The sequence below is a fragment of the Erythrobacter sp. THAF29 genome, assembly GCF_009363635.1.
Classification (GTDB): Bacteria; Pseudomonadota; Alphaproteobacteria; order Sphingomonadales; family Sphingomonadaceae; genus Erythrobacter.
Genome location: NZ_CP045392.1, coordinates 2,236,540 through 2,251,617, shown reverse-complemented (window position 1 = coordinate 2,251,617; position 15,078 = coordinate 2,236,540). Strand labels below are relative to the sequence as shown.

Annotated in this window: 14 protein-coding genes; 8 read left to right on the top strand and 6 right to left on the bottom strand. The window is 62.1% G+C overall.

Features of this window, described 5'->3' with window-relative positions; genetic code table 11:
- Positions 1-14: 14 nt before the first annotated feature.
- From FIU90_RS10865 to FIU90_RS10855, 3 genes are all read left to right on the top strand, one after another.
- Positions 15-296, top strand: coding sequence for a hypothetical protein (locus FIU90_RS10865; RefSeq protein WP_152434771.1), 282 nt, complete (start codon positions 15-17; stop codon positions 294-296).
- 83 nt (positions 297-379) lie between these two features.
- The gene (locus tag FIU90_RS10860; protein WP_152434770.1) at positions 380-898 is read left to right on the top strand and encodes a hypothetical protein; all 519 of its coding nucleotides are present in this window, start codon (positions 380-382) and stop codon (positions 896-898) included.
- Positions 895-1,374, top strand: a complete 480-nt coding sequence (locus FIU90_RS10855; RefSeq protein ID WP_152434769.1) for a glutathione peroxidase — start codon at positions 895-897, stop codon at positions 1,372-1,374. The genes FIU90_RS10860 and FIU90_RS10855 overlap by 4 nt, the downstream gene beginning before the upstream one ends.
- A 6-nt stretch (positions 1,375-1,380) precedes the next feature.
- On the opposite strand, the gene FIU90_RS10850 is transcribed toward FIU90_RS10855, so the two are convergent.
- The gene (locus FIU90_RS10850; RefSeq protein ID WP_152434768.1) at positions 1,381-1,671 is read right to left on the bottom strand and encodes a hypothetical protein; all 291 of its coding nucleotides are present in this window, start codon (positions 1,669-1,671) and stop codon (positions 1,381-1,383) included.
- Between the two features lie 97 nt (positions 1,672-1,768).
- On the opposite strand from FIU90_RS10850, the gene dnaE reads away from it, so the two are divergent.
- The 4 genes from dnaE (at position 1,769) to FIU90_RS10830 (ending at position 8,681) form a co-directional block, all read left to right on the top strand.
- Positions 1,769-5,272, top strand: coding sequence for a DNA polymerase III subunit alpha (gene dnaE / locus FIU90_RS10845; protein WP_152434767.1), 3,504 nt, complete (start codon positions 1,769-1,771; stop codon positions 5,270-5,272).
- Between the two features lie 97 nt (positions 5,273-5,369).
- Positions 5,370-6,986 (top strand): long-chain fatty acid--CoA ligase, encoded by a 1,617-nt coding sequence (locus tag FIU90_RS10840; protein ID WP_234029494.1) that lies wholly within the window; start codon positions 5,370-5,372, stop codon positions 6,984-6,986.
- Positions 6,983-7,417, top strand: a complete 435-nt coding sequence (locus FIU90_RS10835; protein ID WP_152434766.1) for a DUF1330 domain-containing protein — start codon at positions 6,983-6,985, stop codon at positions 7,415-7,417. The genes FIU90_RS10840 and FIU90_RS10835 overlap by 4 nt, the downstream gene beginning before the upstream one ends.
- Before the next feature lie 64 nt (positions 7,418-7,481).
- Complete coding sequence (locus FIU90_RS10830; protein WP_152434765.1) at positions 7,482-8,681, top strand: pyrophosphate--fructose-6-phosphate 1-phosphotransferase; 1,200 nt, start codon at positions 7,482-7,484, stop codon at positions 8,679-8,681.
- 14 nt (positions 8,682-8,695) lie between these two features.
- On the opposite strand, the gene FIU90_RS10825 is transcribed toward FIU90_RS10830, so the two are convergent.
- Genes FIU90_RS10825 through FIU90_RS10805 form a run of 5 tightly spaced genes read right to left on the bottom strand, consistent with a single transcriptional unit; the run spans position 8,696 to position 13,317 of the window.
- Positions 8,696-9,085 carry a hypothetical protein gene (locus FIU90_RS10825; RefSeq protein ID WP_152434764.1) on the bottom strand — a complete coding sequence of 130 codons (390 nt, stop codon included), beginning with the start codon at positions 9,083-9,085 and terminating at the stop codon, positions 8,696-8,698.
- A gap of 12 nt (positions 9,086-9,097) precedes the next feature.
- A complete protein-coding gene (locus FIU90_RS10820) occupies positions 9,098-10,198 on the bottom strand; it encodes a PA0069 family radical SAM protein (protein ID WP_152434763.1) in 1,101 nt (366 codons plus the stop codon).
- 27 nt (positions 10,199-10,225) lie between these two features.
- Positions 10,226-10,756 carry a molybdenum cofactor biosynthesis protein B gene (gene moaB / locus FIU90_RS10815; protein WP_152434762.1) on the bottom strand — a complete coding sequence of 177 codons (531 nt, stop codon included), beginning with the start codon at positions 10,754-10,756 and terminating at the stop codon, positions 10,226-10,228.
- A 12-nt stretch (positions 10,757-10,768) separates the two neighbouring features.
- Positions 10,769-12,535, bottom strand: a complete 1,767-nt coding sequence (locus FIU90_RS10810; protein WP_234029493.1) for a lytic transglycosylase domain-containing protein — start codon at positions 12,533-12,535, stop codon at positions 10,769-10,771.
- Between the two features lie 2 nt (positions 12,536-12,537).
- Positions 12,538-13,317, bottom strand: coding sequence for a hypothetical protein (locus FIU90_RS10805; protein WP_152434761.1), 780 nt, complete (start codon positions 13,315-13,317; stop codon positions 12,538-12,540).
- Between the two features lie 104 nt (positions 13,318-13,421).
- On the opposite strand from FIU90_RS10805, the gene FIU90_RS10800 reads away from it, so the two are divergent.
- Positions 13,422-15,068 (top strand): electron transfer flavoprotein-ubiquinone oxidoreductase, encoded by a 1,647-nt coding sequence (locus FIU90_RS10800; RefSeq protein WP_152434760.1) that lies wholly within the window; start codon positions 13,422-13,424, stop codon positions 15,066-15,068.
- The last annotated feature ends 10 nt before the right edge of the window (positions 15,069-15,078 follow it).

The window sequence follows — 15,078 nt, the reverse complement described above, 5'->3', positions numbered from 1 at the left end:
AAAGGAGGAATTCGATGTCAGACCACCCCAGCACTTTCAAAGGCACCCCGCTCGAAACCGGTAAGCACGCTTGGGATGACCGCGCAGCGCTCCACCGTGCCGACGATGGCGACGGTGTGCTAGACGGGATGAAGGCGCTGCGCCGCGGCACCTTCGCAGAAATGATCCGGCATATCGCGTTGCTGCCCGAGGAAGAGCGCGGCAAATACGTGATCGAGAAGGCGGGAGATCGCGAATATTCGGCCGAGGAAGCGGTGGCGCTCTCGCAGCGCGACGACTTTCCTCTTGCGGAGTGATCGCGCGCGTTCGCAGAAAAGGCGTTCTAAGACTTCGCCCTCCCGTTTAGTTTCTGCCGGATTCGCAACGGGAGGGCTTTTTCATGTTTATCACGCCATTCGTGCTTGCCTTGCAATCGACTTCGCAAGCACCTGCCGCACCGCCTTCGACGCCCGGATGCGACAGTGAAGCGCACGCCGGCTTCGATTTCTGGGTCGGCGAGTGGGACGTCTATCCCAACGGCCAGGACAGCAAGGTCGCCGACAGTCGGATCGAGCGCAAGCATAATGGCTGCGCGGTGATCGAGAGCTGGATGCCGCTGAACGGCCGGGGCGGGACGAGCCTGAACCACTATGACGGGACAACGGGGCAATGGCAGCAGAAATGGGTCGGCTCGTCCCCCGGCGCCGTGGAATTCGCAGGCGGCGTGACAGGAGACAGAATGGTGCTGACCGGCAATTGGCCCAGCGCGCAGGCTCCGCATACGCTCGTTCGTATGACCTACACCAAAAACGAGGATGGAAGCGTCCGACAGTTTGGAGAGGCCTCGACGGATCACGGTGTTTCGTGGCAGACGAGCTTCGACTTTATCTATCGCCCCAAACAGGACGTATCCGAATGACAACAATCGCCGATTTCACCGTCACCACCAATCGCGGGGAGGAACTCGATCTCGCCGCAAAGAAGGGCAAGGTTCTGCTGGTGGTGAACACCGCGAGCAAGTGCGGCTTTACCCCTCAATATGACGGCCTCGAGAAACTCTACCAGAAGTTCAAGGACAAGGATTTCGAGGTGCTTGGCTTCCCCTGCAACCAGTTTGGCGGGCAAGAGCCGGGCGACGCCGACGAGATTGCCGAATTCTGCAAGGTCAATTTCGGTGTTACCTTTCCGCTGATGGAAAAGGTGGAGGTGAACGGCCCCAATGCCTCGCCGCTGTTCGATTGGCTCAAGAACGAGAAAAAGGGGTTGATGGGTTCGTCCTCGATCAAGTGGAACTTCACCAAGTTCCTCATCGACCGCGAAGGCAATGTCGTGAAGCGTTACGGCCCGCAGGACACGCCCGAGCGGATCGCGAAGGATATCGAAAAGCTGCTCTGAGGCTCGCTATTTCCAGTGCCAGCGGAGCGGCTTGGTCGGCTCGCGCACCAGCTCGCCCTTGGCCTCGAGGTCAAGTTGAACGGTCTTTGCCCACCATCCGCTGGTGCTACCTCCGGGAAACAGGTCTTCGGGAAGGTGGGGTTTGACCGCTTCCCGGGCTTCACCTTGCGTCAGCCCCGGCGAACTTTTCGGCAGCGCCTTTTCCAAAGCGGAGCGCATGGCCGTATACTTGGCAGTATTGACCCGGCTGGTTTTCCCGGGAGTGTTGACGTTTTCGACTTCGATCATGTCCGTCATTGCTTCTCTCTCAACCGGCTCGATTATTCCCCCGGCTTATCCCCAATCGCCGCCGGCTCCAACTTGAATGCACGAAGTCACGGCGTAACTGTTAGGCATGCCGTTTTCGCCCTTCGTTCCCTTGCGCGTGCTTTCGTCCTATTCGATGCTCGAGGGAGCCATCGATCCCAAGGCGATTGCCAAGCTTGCGAAGGAGCGCGGCTTTCCGGCCATCGCGATTTGCGACCGCAACGGGCTTTATGGCGCGGTCATGTTTGCGGGCGGCTGCAAGGGCGAGGGCGTGCAACCCATCATCGGGACGCTGCTAGGTGTGGCACGCGACGAAGAGGGCAAGCAAGTCGACTACCTGCCGCTCTACGCGCAGGACGAGGCGGGCTACGACAATTTGTGTCATCTCGTCTCCAAGGCGCACCTCGAACGCCCTCTGGAGCTCGAACCCCATGTGCAACTGGCCGATCTTGAAGGACACACCGAAGGCCTGATCGCGCTGACGGGGGCGGGCGAAGGCGCGCTCACGCGGCTGCTGGCCGAGGGGCAAGCCCCTGCGGCGGAGGCAATGTGCGACCGGCTCCAATCGCTGTTTCCGAACCGGCTATACGTTGAGCTGGCGCGCGGCGGCGATCCGGTATGCGAGCGCGCTGAAGAGGCGTTGATCGACCTGGCATATGTGCGCGACCTGCCGATGGTCGCGACCAATCCGGCCAACTTCGCCGAGCCGCACATGCACAAGGCGCATGACGCCATGCTGTGCATCGCCAACTCGACCTATATCGAGAACGAGGACCGCCCGCGCACCAACCGGCAGAGCTACGTCAAATCGGCGAGCATGATGGAGGAGCTGTTCGCGGACATTCCCGAGGCGATCCGGAACACGCTCGTCATCGCTCAACGCTGCGCCTACGCGCCGCCCTATCGCGATCCGATCCTGCCGAGCCTTGCAGGCGATCTCGAGGGCGAGGCGAAGATGCTGGCCGAATTGTCGCGCAAGGGCCTGGAGGCCCGGCTCGAGCCGTACGAAGATCTCACCGAGGAGCAGCGCAAGGAATATTTCGACCGGCTCGATTACGAAATCGAGATCATCGTCAATATGGGGTTCCCCGGCTACTTCCTGATCGTTGCCGACTTCATCCAGTGGGCCAAGGAACAGGGCATCCCGGTGGGGCCGGGGCGCGGCTCGGGCGCAGGCTCGATCGTCGCCTGGGCGCTGACGATCACCGATCTCGATCCGATCAAGCTGGGATTGCTGTTCGAGCGTTTCCTCAATCCCGAGCGCGTTTCCATGCCCGACTTCGATATCGATTTCTGCGAAACGCGGCGCGGCGAGGTGATCCGCTATGTACAGCAGAAATACGGCGCCGATCACGTCGCGCAGATCATCACCTTCGGAAAGATGAAAGCGCGCGCGGTGCTGCGCGATTGCGGTCGGATCCTGCAGATGCGCTACGGACAGGTCGATCGCCTGTGCAAGATGGTGCCGAACCACCCGACCGATCCGTGGACGCTGCCGCGTGCGCTCAATGGCGCAGCCGATTTCAAGAACGAATACGACAACGACAACGAGGTGAAGCGGCTCGTCGATCTCGCAATGGAGCTCGAAGGACTGCCGCGGAATTCTTCGACCCATGCGGCGGGCGTGGTGATCGGTGACCGGCCGCTGTCGCAGCTCGTCCCGCTCTACCGCGATCCGCGTTCGGACATGCCGGTGACGCAATACGACATGAAGAATGTCGAAAGCTCCGGCCTCGTCAAATTCGACTTCCTCGGCCTCAAGACGCTGTCGGTGTTGCGCAAGGCGGTCGACCTTCTGGAACTGCGCGGGATCGGAATCGACCTCGGCGCGCTGCCGCTCGACGACAAGGCGGTCTATGACCTTATGCAGGATGGTAACACGGTCGGCGTGTTCCAGCTGGAATCGGAAGGCATGCGGCGCACGCTCAAGGCGGTGAAGCCGAGCAATTTCGGCGACATCATCGCGCTCGTCTCGCTCTACCGCCCGGGTCCGATGGACAACATCCCGCTGTTCGGCCAGCGCAAGGCGGGCGAAGTGCCGATCGAATATCCGCACCCCAAGCTCGAAGGCATCCTGGCCGAGACCTACGGCATCTTCGTCTACCAGGAACAGGTGATGCAGGCGGCGCAGATCCTCGCCGGATATTCGCTCGGCGATGCAGACCTGTTGCGCCGCGCTATGGGCAAGAAGGTGCAGGCGGAAATGGACGCGCAGCGCCAGCGCTTCGTCGACGGGTGCCGTGAAGTCTCGGGGATCGAAGCCAAGCAGGCGAACGAGCTGTTCGACTTGATCGACAAGTTTGCAGGCTACGGCTTCAACAAGTCGCACGCAGCCGCCTATGCGCTGCTCGCCTACCAGACCGCATGGCTCAAGGCGCACTACCCGGAAGAGTTCTACGCCGCCTCGATGTGTTTCGACCTCCACCAGTCGGAAAAACTGAGCGTCTTCGTCGACGATGCGCGGCGCTACAAACCGCCTAGCGCCAAGGAGAGCGAAGGCGGGATTGAGGTGCTCCCGCCCGACGTCAACGCCTCCGAAGCGCGCTTCACCGTCGAACAGACCGATCACGGCTATGCGGTGCGATACGCGCTCGCAGGAATCCGCAATGTCGGAGAAAAGGCGATGGAGGCGATCGTCGCCGAGCGCGAGGCGAACGGGCCGTTCGAAAGCCTCAAGGACTTCTTCGAGCGCTTGCCGCAAGGTTCGATGAACCGGCGGCAATTGGATGGTCTGATTTGTGCGGGCGCGCTTGACGGGCTTGAACCCGACAGGGCTCTTCTGTTTGCCAATGCAGATCTCTTGCTCGCCACTGCCGACGCCGCGATGCGCGAACGTTCGAGCGGGCAGGGCGGTCTGTTCGGAGGCGAGGATGCGCCCGAGGACTCGCTCCGGCTCCAACCGACCGAGCCGTGGTCTCGCACCGAGCAGATGGCAAAGGAACGCGAGAATTTCGGGTTCTATTTCTCGGCCCATCCGGTCCAGCAATACCGCGATGTCGCATCCGCACGCGGGGCGCGGACCTATCAGAGCCTGATGGAGGCGGGCGCGCCTGCCGGGGGGCGGGGCAGCGCGGTCATGGCGGTGATGGTCGAAGGCATGAGCAAGGCGCGAACAAGGCGTGGCGGCGAATTCGTGCGGGCGGATTTCTCCGATGCCTCGGGCCAGTTCTCGGCGGCGTGCTTCGAGGAATCGCTCGTTGGCGAATTCGAGCGCTGGGCGGCGGAGGGCACCTGCCTACTGCTCAATGTCGAACTCGATTCGCCCAACCCGGGCGAGCCTCCGCGGCTGACAGTTCGCGGGGCGACCCCGCTTGCCTCCGTCAGCGGCAGCACTCCGATGCTCCTGCGTGCCGATATCCTCAGCATTCAGGCACTCAAGGAAATGAAGCTCGAACTCGCAACCGGTGAAGACGCGCCGGGCGAGGTTATGGTTCGCCTGATACTCGGCACGGACGAGGAGGCGATGGTCCGCCTTGGTCGCAATTTCATCCTTGACGGTGACCTGGCCGAAAGGATCGCCGATATAGAGGGCATCGAGCGCGTCGAACTCGTACCGGTCCGTGGCCGCGCTAGCCTGCGCCTCGTCGCCTGACAGGCGACTCCATTCTCCCCATTACTAGCGATTGCAAAGCAATCCTTAGGGCGGCATGAATGCGTTCGAGAATAAAACCGATTGGGAGAGAAACAGAATGACCGCAGGCAAGCTCGGCGCGATGCAGGAATTTTCGATGCGCATTACCAGCGTGATCGATCACGCGGCGCGCGAATCAGGCCCGCGCGAGATCGTGACGCGCTGGGCCGATGGCAGCGAGACGCGCACCAACTGGGCGGGCATCAGAGCCGATGCGCTGAAGATGGCGCAGGCATTGCAAAAGCTTGGGGTGAAGCCGGGCGAACGCGTCGCCAGCCTGGCGATGAACCACTCGCGCCACCTCGTGAGCTGGTACGGCGTTGCCGGGATGGGCGGGGTGCTGCACACGGTGAACCCGCGCCTGTTCGACGACCAGCTCGAATATATCGTCAACCACGCCGAGGATAAGGTGCTGCTTTACGATGCGGCCTTCCAGCCGATCGTCGACAAGATGAAAGCCCGCTGGAACACGGTGGAGCATTACATCTGCTATGACAGCGGCGAGTATTCGCCCGCCTTCGAAGACTGGATCGGCGCGGAAGACGGCGATTTCGAATGGGTGACCGGGCCGGAAACCGATCCTTGCATGATCTGCTACACCTCCGGCACCACGGGCAATCCCAAGGGCGTGCAATACGAACACCGCTCGACGGTGCTCCACGCGCTCGCGGGCCTGCAGCCTGCCGCGTTCAACTTCTCGAGCGCATCGGTAATGCTGCCGGTGGTCCCGATGTTCCACGCGGCAAGCTGGGGGCTGCCCTATGCGGGCGCGATGGCGGGGATCAAGTTCGTGTTTTCCGCGGTCAACGATCCTGCCGTGCTGCATGAATTGATGCTGCGCGAAAAGGTGACCGACAGCGCGGGCGTCCCGACCGTGTGGCTGGCGCATTTCCAGTATTGCGACGCGAACAATCTCGATTTGCCGCCGCTCAAGGCCGCAACGATCGGTGGATCGGCCTGCCCGCGTTTCATGATCGAGCGGTTGATGAAGAACGGAACGCGCGTCCAGCACGCCTGGGGCATGACCGAGACCAGCCCCATCGGCACGGTCGGCGGTCCGACCTGGGACTGGGACGAGCTCAGCTTCGAGGAGAAGGTCGACAAGACCGCGATGCAGGGTCGCCCGATCTTCGGTGTCGAATTGCGCACGGTCGATCTCGACGACATGGTCACCGAGCTGCCGCGTGACGGCAAGACATCCGGCGCGCTCCAGATTCGCGGGCCGTGGATCATCAAGCGCTACTTCAAGGCCGAAGAGGACGCGGTGAACAACGAAGGCTGGTTCGACACCGGCGATGTCGGCATCATCCATCCCGACGGGACGCTGCAACTGACCGACCGGACCAAGGACGTGATCAAGTCGGGCGGCGAATGGATCAGTTCGGTCGAGCTCGAAAACGCCGCCGTCGGTCACCCCGCCGTTGCCGAGGCCGCCTGTGTCGGCATGCCGCACCCCAAATGGGACGAGCGCCCGGTCCTGTTCGTCGTCAAGAAAGAGGGCGCGGAGGTGACTGCGGAAGAAATCATCGAACATCTGAAGCCGCAGGTGGCCAAGTGGTGGCTGCCCGATGCCGTCGAATTCGTCGACGACATTCCGCACACCGCTACGGGGAAGATTTCCAAGAAGGACCTGCGTGACCGCTTCGCCGACTACAAACTGGAGGCGGCGGAATGAGCGAGGTCTATATCGATCCGTCGCCCGCCAATTTCCAGGCGTTCAAGGACTTGCCGCGCGACGAGCCGATCCACATGCTCAACCTGCTGCTCTACCGCGATCTCGCGGAATATCCCGAAGGGCACGAGCACCACGGCAATGGCTGGTCGGGCAGGCGCGCCTACGAGGAATATGGCAAGACTTCGGGGCCGATCTTCGCCCGCGTCGGTGGTTCGATCGTGTGGCGCGGCGCGTTCCAGACGATGGTCACCGGGCCAGATGACAAGATCTGGCACGACGGCTTCGTCGCGCAATACCCCAACAGCGGCGCGTTCTTCGAGATGATCAAGGACCCCGAGTACCAAAAGGCGGTCGTGAACCGCACCGCTGCGCTGACCGACAGCCGCCTCATCCGCTTCAAGCCCGGCGAGGCGGCGGGCGGCTTCGGCTGAGCGGCATACGTATGCCTTCGCGCCTGCGCTGGCGAAAGCATCTCCAAAAGCGCATGATACGCTCATGCCAGTGAAAACCGTTGCCATGCTCACCGCAGGCGGTCTTGCGCCGTGCCTGAGCTCTGCCGTTGGCGGACTGATCGAGTGCTACACTGCGGTCGCGCCCGACATTCGCATCATCGCCTATCGTAATGGCTATGCGGGGCTGTTGACCGGCAATTGGGTCGAGGCGTCTCCGCAGGTCCGTGCCGATGCGGGGCGGCTCCACGCTTTCGGCGGAAGTCCAATCGGAAACAGCCGCGTGAAGCTTACCAATGTAGAGGATTGCGAGAAGCGCGGACTTGTCCAGCCGGGCGAAGACCCGCTCAAGGTTGCAGCGGAGCAGCTGACCCGCGACGGGGTCGATATCCTCCACACGATCGGCGGCGACGACACCAATACCGCCGCTGCTGATCTTGCAGCTTACCTTCATGCAAACGGCTATCCTCTGACCGTGGTTGGCCTGCCCAAGACGATCGACAACGACGTGATTCCGATCCGCCAAACGCTCGGCGCGTGGACGGCTGCGGAGCAGGGTGCGATCTTTGCCCGCAACATCATCGCCGAACATTCGGCCAATCCGCGCATGCTCATCGTGCACGAGGTCATGGGGCGCAATTGCGGATGGCTGACCGCGGCGACCGCACATGCGCACCATGAATGGGTCAAGACCGCGCCGTTCGCCGAGTGGGTCGACAATGCCGCAGCGCGCTGGGACGTGCACGGTGTCTATGTGCCCGAACGCTCATTTGAGCTGACACGCGAGGTTGATCGGCTCTCTGCGATCATGGACGAGCAGGACGGGGTAAATCTCTTCATTTCCGAAGGCGCAGGCTCGCGCGAGATCGTCTCGGTGATGGAGGAAGCGGGCGAAGAAGTGCCGCGCGATGCCTTCGGCCATGTGAAGCTCGACAAGATTAATCCGGGCAAATGGTTCGCGGATCGCTTTGCAAGCGAATTGGGCGCGGAAAAAGTGCTGGTCCAGAAAAGCGGCTATTTTTCGCGCTCAGCCCCCGCTAACGCTGCCGATCTCGACCTGATCCGCGCCTGCACCGAGCATGCGGTGGAGGCGGCGCTAGGCGGCCATTCGGGCGTTGTCGGACAGGACGAAGATCGCGGCGGCGAATTACGGGTGATCGAATTCGACCGGATCAAGGGCGGGAAGGCGTTCGACGTCTCCGCGCCGTGGTTTACGGGGCTGCTTGCGGAACTTGGGCAGGAGTGACGCGCCACATGAAACTACCGTCCACGTAGAAGTGATCTTAGCTCGGTTGTGAGTGCCGGTTCGGGACTTGGCGAGATCTCGCTGGCGTCGAACTCTAAGAAGACTTGCCACCAAAGCTGCTTCTCGGAAGTGTTCTTGAGCGAGAGTTCTGTCACACCTGAAAACAGGAACTTGTTTGCAACCCAATCACAAAATTCCCAATCAAGCTCGCCGTCTACGTATCCTTGAGCCAAACGCTTCGCGGTTTCATTCAAAATGACTTCTGGTTCGACGCTCAGCTTTTTTGACCACCAAATGATTTCCTCGGCGCCTGGGTCGCCATATACCCCAGCTTTGGATGCTTCGCCTGAAGCCATTAAGGCTAAGTCGTCCAGAACTTCTTTGCCGAAATCCGAGCTGTCCATCGCAAGACGATATCACAGAAGCCTCATCTGCCCACCCACTTCGGGCGGTCTGAACTTCGAGCAATCGAGCTCGAACTTCGCTTTCCCGATCCCCGCCTTCTTGCACGCAACACGAAAGCGAGCGCGGAATAGGTCCGCCCACACGCCCTTGGGGTTCATCCGGCTGAAGAAGTTGGGATCGTTCTCACGCCCGTCGCGGATCGAGCGGACGATGCTCATCACCTTGCCCGCGCGATCGGGGTAGTGGACGTCGAGCCACTCGCGGAACAGCGGCGCGACCTCGTGCGGCAGGCGCAGCGGTATCCAGCCCGCGCTCTTCACGCCCAGCGCACCGACACGCTCGACTATACCCTCCATGAACTCATCGGTGATCGCAGGTATGATGGGGGAGACCGAGCTATGCACCGGCACTCCCGCCTCGACCAGCTTACCGAGCGCTGCGATGCGCTTGACAGGGGCGGCGCAGCGCGGTTCGAGCTTGCCTGACAGCACCGGGTCGAGCGTCGTCACCGATACTGCGACCGCGACGAGATCGAGCCGCGCCATCTCTTCGAGCAGGTCGATATCCTGCACGACGCGGTCGGACTTGGTCGTGATCGTCACCGGATGACGCGCCTCCAGGCACACTTCGAGCACCGAGCGCGTGATGCGGTATCTGCGCTCGATGGGCTGGTAGGGATCGGTGTTGGTCCCCATCGCTATCGGGGCGGGGCGATATTTCGGCTTGGCGAGCGTTTTGCGCAGCAAGTCTGCGGCATTGGGCTTGGCGAACAGCTTGGTCTCGAAATCGAGCCCGGGCGAGAGGTCGTGATAGGCATGGGTCGGCCGCGCGAAGCAGTAGACGCAGCCGTGCTCGCAGCCGCGATACGCGTTGATCGAGCGGTCGAAAGGGACATCGGGCGATTTGTTGAAGCTGAGGATGGTCTTCGGGCGCTCTTCGGTCACTTCGGTGCGCAGTTTCACAGGCGGACCATCGAGCGCCTCGACGTGATCGCGCCAGTCGGCATCGGTTTCGCGCGTGGCGAGGCCGAAACGGGTCGGCACGTTGGCCGATGCCGCACCGCGGCCAGCCTGAAAATCGGGATGCTCCTTCGCCCTCACATAGAAGAACATAATAGGAACAAGTGGATTCGGAAAGGGCTATTTCTCTTTGAGGCGAGGCATCAGCTCTACGAAGTTGCAAGGCCGGTTTCGGTTGTCGAGCTGTTCGGCGAGAATGCCGTCCCAACCGTCTCTCACCGCACCGTTCGAGCCGGGAAGGGCGAAGATATAGGTCCCCCGCGCGACGATAGCGCAGGCGCGAGACTGGACCGTGCTGGTGCCGATGGTCTTGAAGCTGAGCCAGCGGAACAGTTCGCCGAAACCGGGAATGTCTCGCCCTCCGTCGATCCGCGACAGCGCTTCGGGGGTCACGTCGCGGCCGGTGAGGCCGGTGCCACCTGTGCTGACAATCGCGTCGATTTGCGAGTCGTCGATCCAGTTGTTGAACTGGGTTGCGAGCAGCGCCGCATCGTCCTTGACGATGGTCCGCGCGGCGAGATGGTGGCCTGCATCCTTTACCCGCGCGGCGAGGATATCGCCCGAGGTGTCGTCGGCTGCGGTTCGCGTATCCGATACGGTCAGGATCGCGATGTTGATCGGCGCGAAGGTTCTGCTCTCGTCGATCGCCATGCACTTTTCCCCTTACCGATCCAGAAAGGCCGACCTTGTTCTAGCCATGTCTGGGAAGCTCGGCCAGTGACCCTGTGCCAAGGCGCGCCTGCTCGGGCTGGGCACGCCTGCCGCGCGCTCGTACATCCAGTAATTGCGCATCACGATCGCGACATAGCCGCGCGTCTCCCAGTACGGGATCGACTCCATGTAGAGCAGCGGATCGTTCTGGTCGTTGATCTCGTAATTCCAGCGCGTGATCGGGGTCAGCCCGGCATTGTAAGCCGCCATGATCTTGGGGAGCTTGCCCTCGGTCGCGGCGCTGTCGCGCAGCATTTCGAGATTGCGCTGGCCGAAGGCGAGATTGACCTCGGGGTCGTTCAGATTGACGTAGCTCGCGCTCATATTGAGGCGTGGGGCGTGCTGGCGCACTGTGATCGGGGTGATCTGCATCAGGCCGCGTGCATTAGCGGGACTGACGGCGGCGGTGCGGAAGTTCGATTCCTGCAAAGCGTGCGCGAAGGCGAGGGCGGGGTCGACCTTCCATCCGTCGCTCGGTTGCCAGCGCGCGACCGGGAACCGCAGGGCCGCGTCGCTCCGCATTCCATAAGGCGCGTTATGGGCCATGAAGAGCTGCGTTGCCGGAAGGCCGAGCTCGCGGGCAAAGCGCGCCAGCGGCTCGTAATCGCGCGGGTTTCCGACGCGGGCCTGATGGCGAAGCACCTCATCGGCCAGACCCGGACGACCGATCTCGACCAGCGCGGCGGCGATGCGAACATTGTGGATGTCGCTGATCTCGCGCCAGTCGTTTTTGGTAAAGGGCTGCGGCGCTTGCGCCTGCGGCAACTCGATGCCGAGCTGGTCGGCGGCAAGCATGCCGTAAAGCGTCTCGTCAAAACGGGCTGCGCGCTGGAGGTGGTCCTGCGCCTTGCCCGGCTCGCGGCAGCGGACCTGCGAACGGTGCGCCCAGTAATGGGCGGCGGCGGTCAGTTCGACATTGGCCGATCGGCGCGCGGATCGCTCGAACGCCTCGGCGGCCTGCGAACAATCCCCCAGACGCCAGGCGGCCAGCCCCGCGACCCATTCACCCTCGGCAACCCAGTCGCCTTGGCCTTGCGACACCGTGCTCGCCAGATCGAGCGCGGCGGCATCGTTGTTCTCGATGTAATAGCTCCACGCGACACGCTGGCGCCATTCGGCGCGCGCTTCGGGGCTAAGCTGTTCGTCTACCTGCGTTAGAAGAGCGTGGGCGCTCGTGGGGTCGTCGTTCTTGATGAATTCGAGGATTTGCGAGCGCACCTCGGTCGGCATGGTGCCATCGACGATAGAGCGCGGGCGGATCCGTTTTGGGGCATAGGGTTGGCGCGCGAAGCTCTGCGCCCGAGGAAAATCAGGCAGGCGCTCGATCCCGCGCTTCTCGCCCATGCGGCCAAGTTGTTCGGCCTGCGGTAGGTGCACGCCCATTTCGAACCAGTCTTCGATCTGTTCGGCGCTGACTTTGGGGCTGTTGGCGTGGGTGTAATACTCTGCGAGCGCGGTCTGGTGGAGCACTCCATCCTCGTGCTTGTCGAGCAGGCCTTCGACTTCGTCCCATTGCTGGCGGTCAATCGCGCGGAATACGGTGCGGTAATGCTCGCGCTCTTCGGTCGAAAGGACGCTAGGAATCGCATCGGCCTGCGCGGCATCCTGCCCGTAATGCGCGGCCATGCTCTGGCTCTGAGCGTTTGCGATTGCGGGGATTGTGAGGGCGGTAGTCAGTGAAAGTGCGACCAGTCCGGTGCGCATCCATCTCGTAATCATCGTCAGCCCGACCATTCGATCCATCTCCGCCAAAACCTGGCTTTGAGACGAGGCATCGACATCATCGAATCCAGACCCTCGCTCACCAGCAGCGGTGTTGTGGCGCCACCATGGTGAATTTCGCGTAAAGACGAATGGTCTTGCGCCCGATCGTGGCCGATCAGCGGCAGGATGCCACGCCCTAGCGCGAGGATGCGTTTGGGCTTTGCGAGTGTAATGTGCAGCGCGAGCACTTCGTCCATCCCGCCTGCCGCAATTGCGGCCGTATCGGCCATCGGAGTGTGGCGTGGAAGCGCGGAGGCGATGTAAGCCTTGTCTTCGGCGACGTTCATTGCGGCGAGCATTTTATCGAGCAGGAGCCCCTGCGGCCCGCTCATCAGTTTTTCCGCGTCGCCCTGCTCGGGATCGACGACGAGCACCATCAGATCGGCTTCTTCGGCTCCGCGAGGGGCGACACGTCCGCGCGGGCCAATTGCGTCGAGACCTGGCGCTTCGAGCCAGAACCGGCGGAATTCTTCCAGTGACGCAGGCGGGGCATCGCTCAGCAGGTTCATTCTCTCGACAGATGCAACAGGCGTTGCGACATTTTCTTTGGGTGCGCTGTCGAGGGGGGCGCGCGATCGCTCGGTCGTCTCCGGTGAGGCCGGCTCAGGCTCTCCAAGCTCGTCTTCACGCAACCAAGCCGTAGCGTCATCGACAAAATCGAGATCTACGCCGGCGTCGCGCCACCAGTCCATGGCGGCGGCGAGTTCGCGGGCGAGGGAAGGGGGCGCGGCGGTCATGCTCTCAAATGCAGCCCTTGACTGCGCAGGCCCCGCTTAGCAAGTGGTTTGCACACATCATTGCGATCGATTTTTCGCGTCTAACAGTGGAAGCAGGAAAGCGCATGTCCGAACGTGAATCAATGCCTTGCGATGTCGTTATCGTCGGTGGAGGCCCGGCCGGCCTTTCTGCGGCGATCCGGCTGAAGCAGATCAACGAAGAGCTCGAAGTCGTCGTCCTTGAAAAGGGATCTGAAATCGGCGCGCATATCCTTTCGGGTGCGGTGGTCGATCCGAAGGCGCTGGATGAACTGTTTCCCGACTGGCGCGACATGGACTGCCCGATGGCAGAAACGCCCGTCACGGATAACTGGCACTGGGTGCTTTCGAAGAAGGGCAAGACTTCGCTCCCGCATCTCATCATGCCGCCGCTGATGAGCAATCACGGCTGCTACACCGGCTCGCTCGGCAATATGACCCGCTGGCTCGGCGAACAGGCCGAAGCACTGGGCGTGATGGTTTTCCCCGGCTTCCCCGCCGCAGAAGTGATGTTCGACGACAACGGCAACGTCTCGGGCGTGATCACCCAGGACATGGGCGTTGCCGCCGATGGCAGTCACAAGCCCGATTACCAGCCGGGCATGGAAATCCACGCCAAGTATACTCTGTTCGCCGAAGGCGCGCGCGGCAATCTGACCAAGCAGATGAAGGGGCGTTTCGATCTTGAGGCTAATTGCCAGCCGCAGGTTTATGGCCTTGGCATCAAAGAGCTGTGGGACATCGATCCCAAGAAACACGTGCCCGGCCGCGTCATCCACACTCAGGGATGGCCGCTCACCGAAAGCGACAGCTGGGGCGGGGGCTTCCTCTACCACCAGGCCAACGGCCAGGTGGCGCTCGGCTTCGTGACCGCGCTCGATTACAAGAATCCGTGGGTCTCGCCCTATCACGAATTCCAGCGCTGGAAACAGCACCCGGCAATCCGCGAATACCTCGAAGGCGGAACCCGCGTTGCCTATGGCGCGCGTGCGATCAACGAAGGCGGTTGGCAATCGGTGCCCAAGCTCGCCTTCCCAGGCGGCGCGCTGATCGGCTGCGCGGCAGGTTTCGTGAATGTCCCTCGCATCAAGGGCAGCCACACGGCGATGAAGAGCGGTATGCTGGCGGCGGAGAGCGTCGCGAAGGCTATCTCCGAAGGCCGCGAAGGCACCGAGCTCAGCGACTACGATGACGCGGTTCGCAACAGCTGGATCGCCGAAGAACTTAAAAAGGTGAAAAACGCGCAGCCCGCTGTCGCCAAGTATGGCGGCGATATCGGTACAGCGCTTGCCGGCATCGACATGTGGATGCGCACGCTCAAGATCGGCCTGCCGATCACGATGGGCCATCATCCCGATCACGAGATGACCGGGCGCGCCGATCTCTATCCCAAGATCGATTATCCCAAGCCAGATGGCGTCATCAGCTTCGATCGGCTGACCAATGTCGCCTACAGCTTCACCAACCACGCAGAGGACCAGCCCTGTCATCTCAAGGTGAAGGATCCCGAGTTGCAGAAGGAAAGCGAGCTGAAGGTCTATGGCGGCCCCTCGACCCGATATTGCCCGGCGGGGGTTTACGAGTGGGTGACCGAGGAAGGCGCAGAGCCCAAATTCGTGATCAACTCGCAGAATTGCGTCCACTGCAAGACCTGCGACATCAAGGACCCGAACCAGAACATCAACTGGGTGACCCCGGAAGGTGGGGGCGGGCCTAACTATCCGAATATGTGATCCTGCCCCG

Coding starts and splice junctions, on each gene's coding strand:
- FIU90_RS10810 (WP_234029493.1), bottom strand. CDS start 12,535: ATGATTACGAGATGGATGCGCACCGGACTGGTCGCACTTTCACTGACT.
- FIU90_RS10830 (WP_152434765.1), top strand. CDS start 7,482: ATGCCAGTGAAAACCGTTGCCATGCTCACCGCAGGCGGTCTTGCGCCG.
- FIU90_RS10835 (WP_152434766.1), top strand. CDS start 6,983: ATGAGCGAGGTCTATATCGATCCGTCGCCCGCCAATTTCCAGGCGTTC.
- moaB (WP_152434762.1), bottom strand. CDS start 10,756: ATGGCGATCGACGAGAGCAGAACCTTCGCGCCGATCAACATCGCGATC.
- FIU90_RS10840 (WP_234029494.1), top strand. CDS start 5,370: ATGACCGCAGGCAAGCTCGGCGCGATGCAGGAATTTTCGATGCGCATT.
- FIU90_RS10850 (WP_152434768.1), bottom strand. CDS start 1,671: ATGACGGACATGATCGAAGTCGAAAACGTCAACACTCCCGGGAAAACC.
- FIU90_RS10855 (WP_152434769.1), top strand. CDS start 895: ATGACAACAATCGCCGATTTCACCGTCACCACCAATCGCGGGGAGGAA.
- FIU90_RS10805 (WP_152434761.1), bottom strand. CDS start 13,317: ATGACCGCCGCGCCCCCTTCCCTCGCCCGCGAACTCGCCGCCGCCATG.
- FIU90_RS10800 (WP_152434760.1), top strand. CDS start 13,422: ATGTCCGAACGTGAATCAATGCCTTGCGATGTCGTTATCGTCGGTGGA.
- FIU90_RS10865 (WP_152434771.1), top strand. CDS start 15: ATGTCAGACCACCCCAGCACTTTCAAAGGCACCCCGCTCGAAACCGGT.
- FIU90_RS10825 (WP_152434764.1), bottom strand. CDS start 9,085: ATGGACAGCTCGGATTTCGGCAAAGAAGTTCTGGACGACTTAGCCTTA.
- dnaE (WP_152434767.1), top strand. CDS start 1,769: ATGCCGTTTTCGCCCTTCGTTCCCTTGCGCGTGCTTTCGTCCTATTCG.
- FIU90_RS10820 (WP_152434763.1), bottom strand. CDS start 10,198: ATGTTCTTCTATGTGAGGGCGAAGGAGCATCCCGATTTTCAGGCTGGC.
- FIU90_RS10860 (WP_152434770.1), top strand. CDS start 380: ATGTTTATCACGCCATTCGTGCTTGCCTTGCAATCGACTTCGCAAGCA.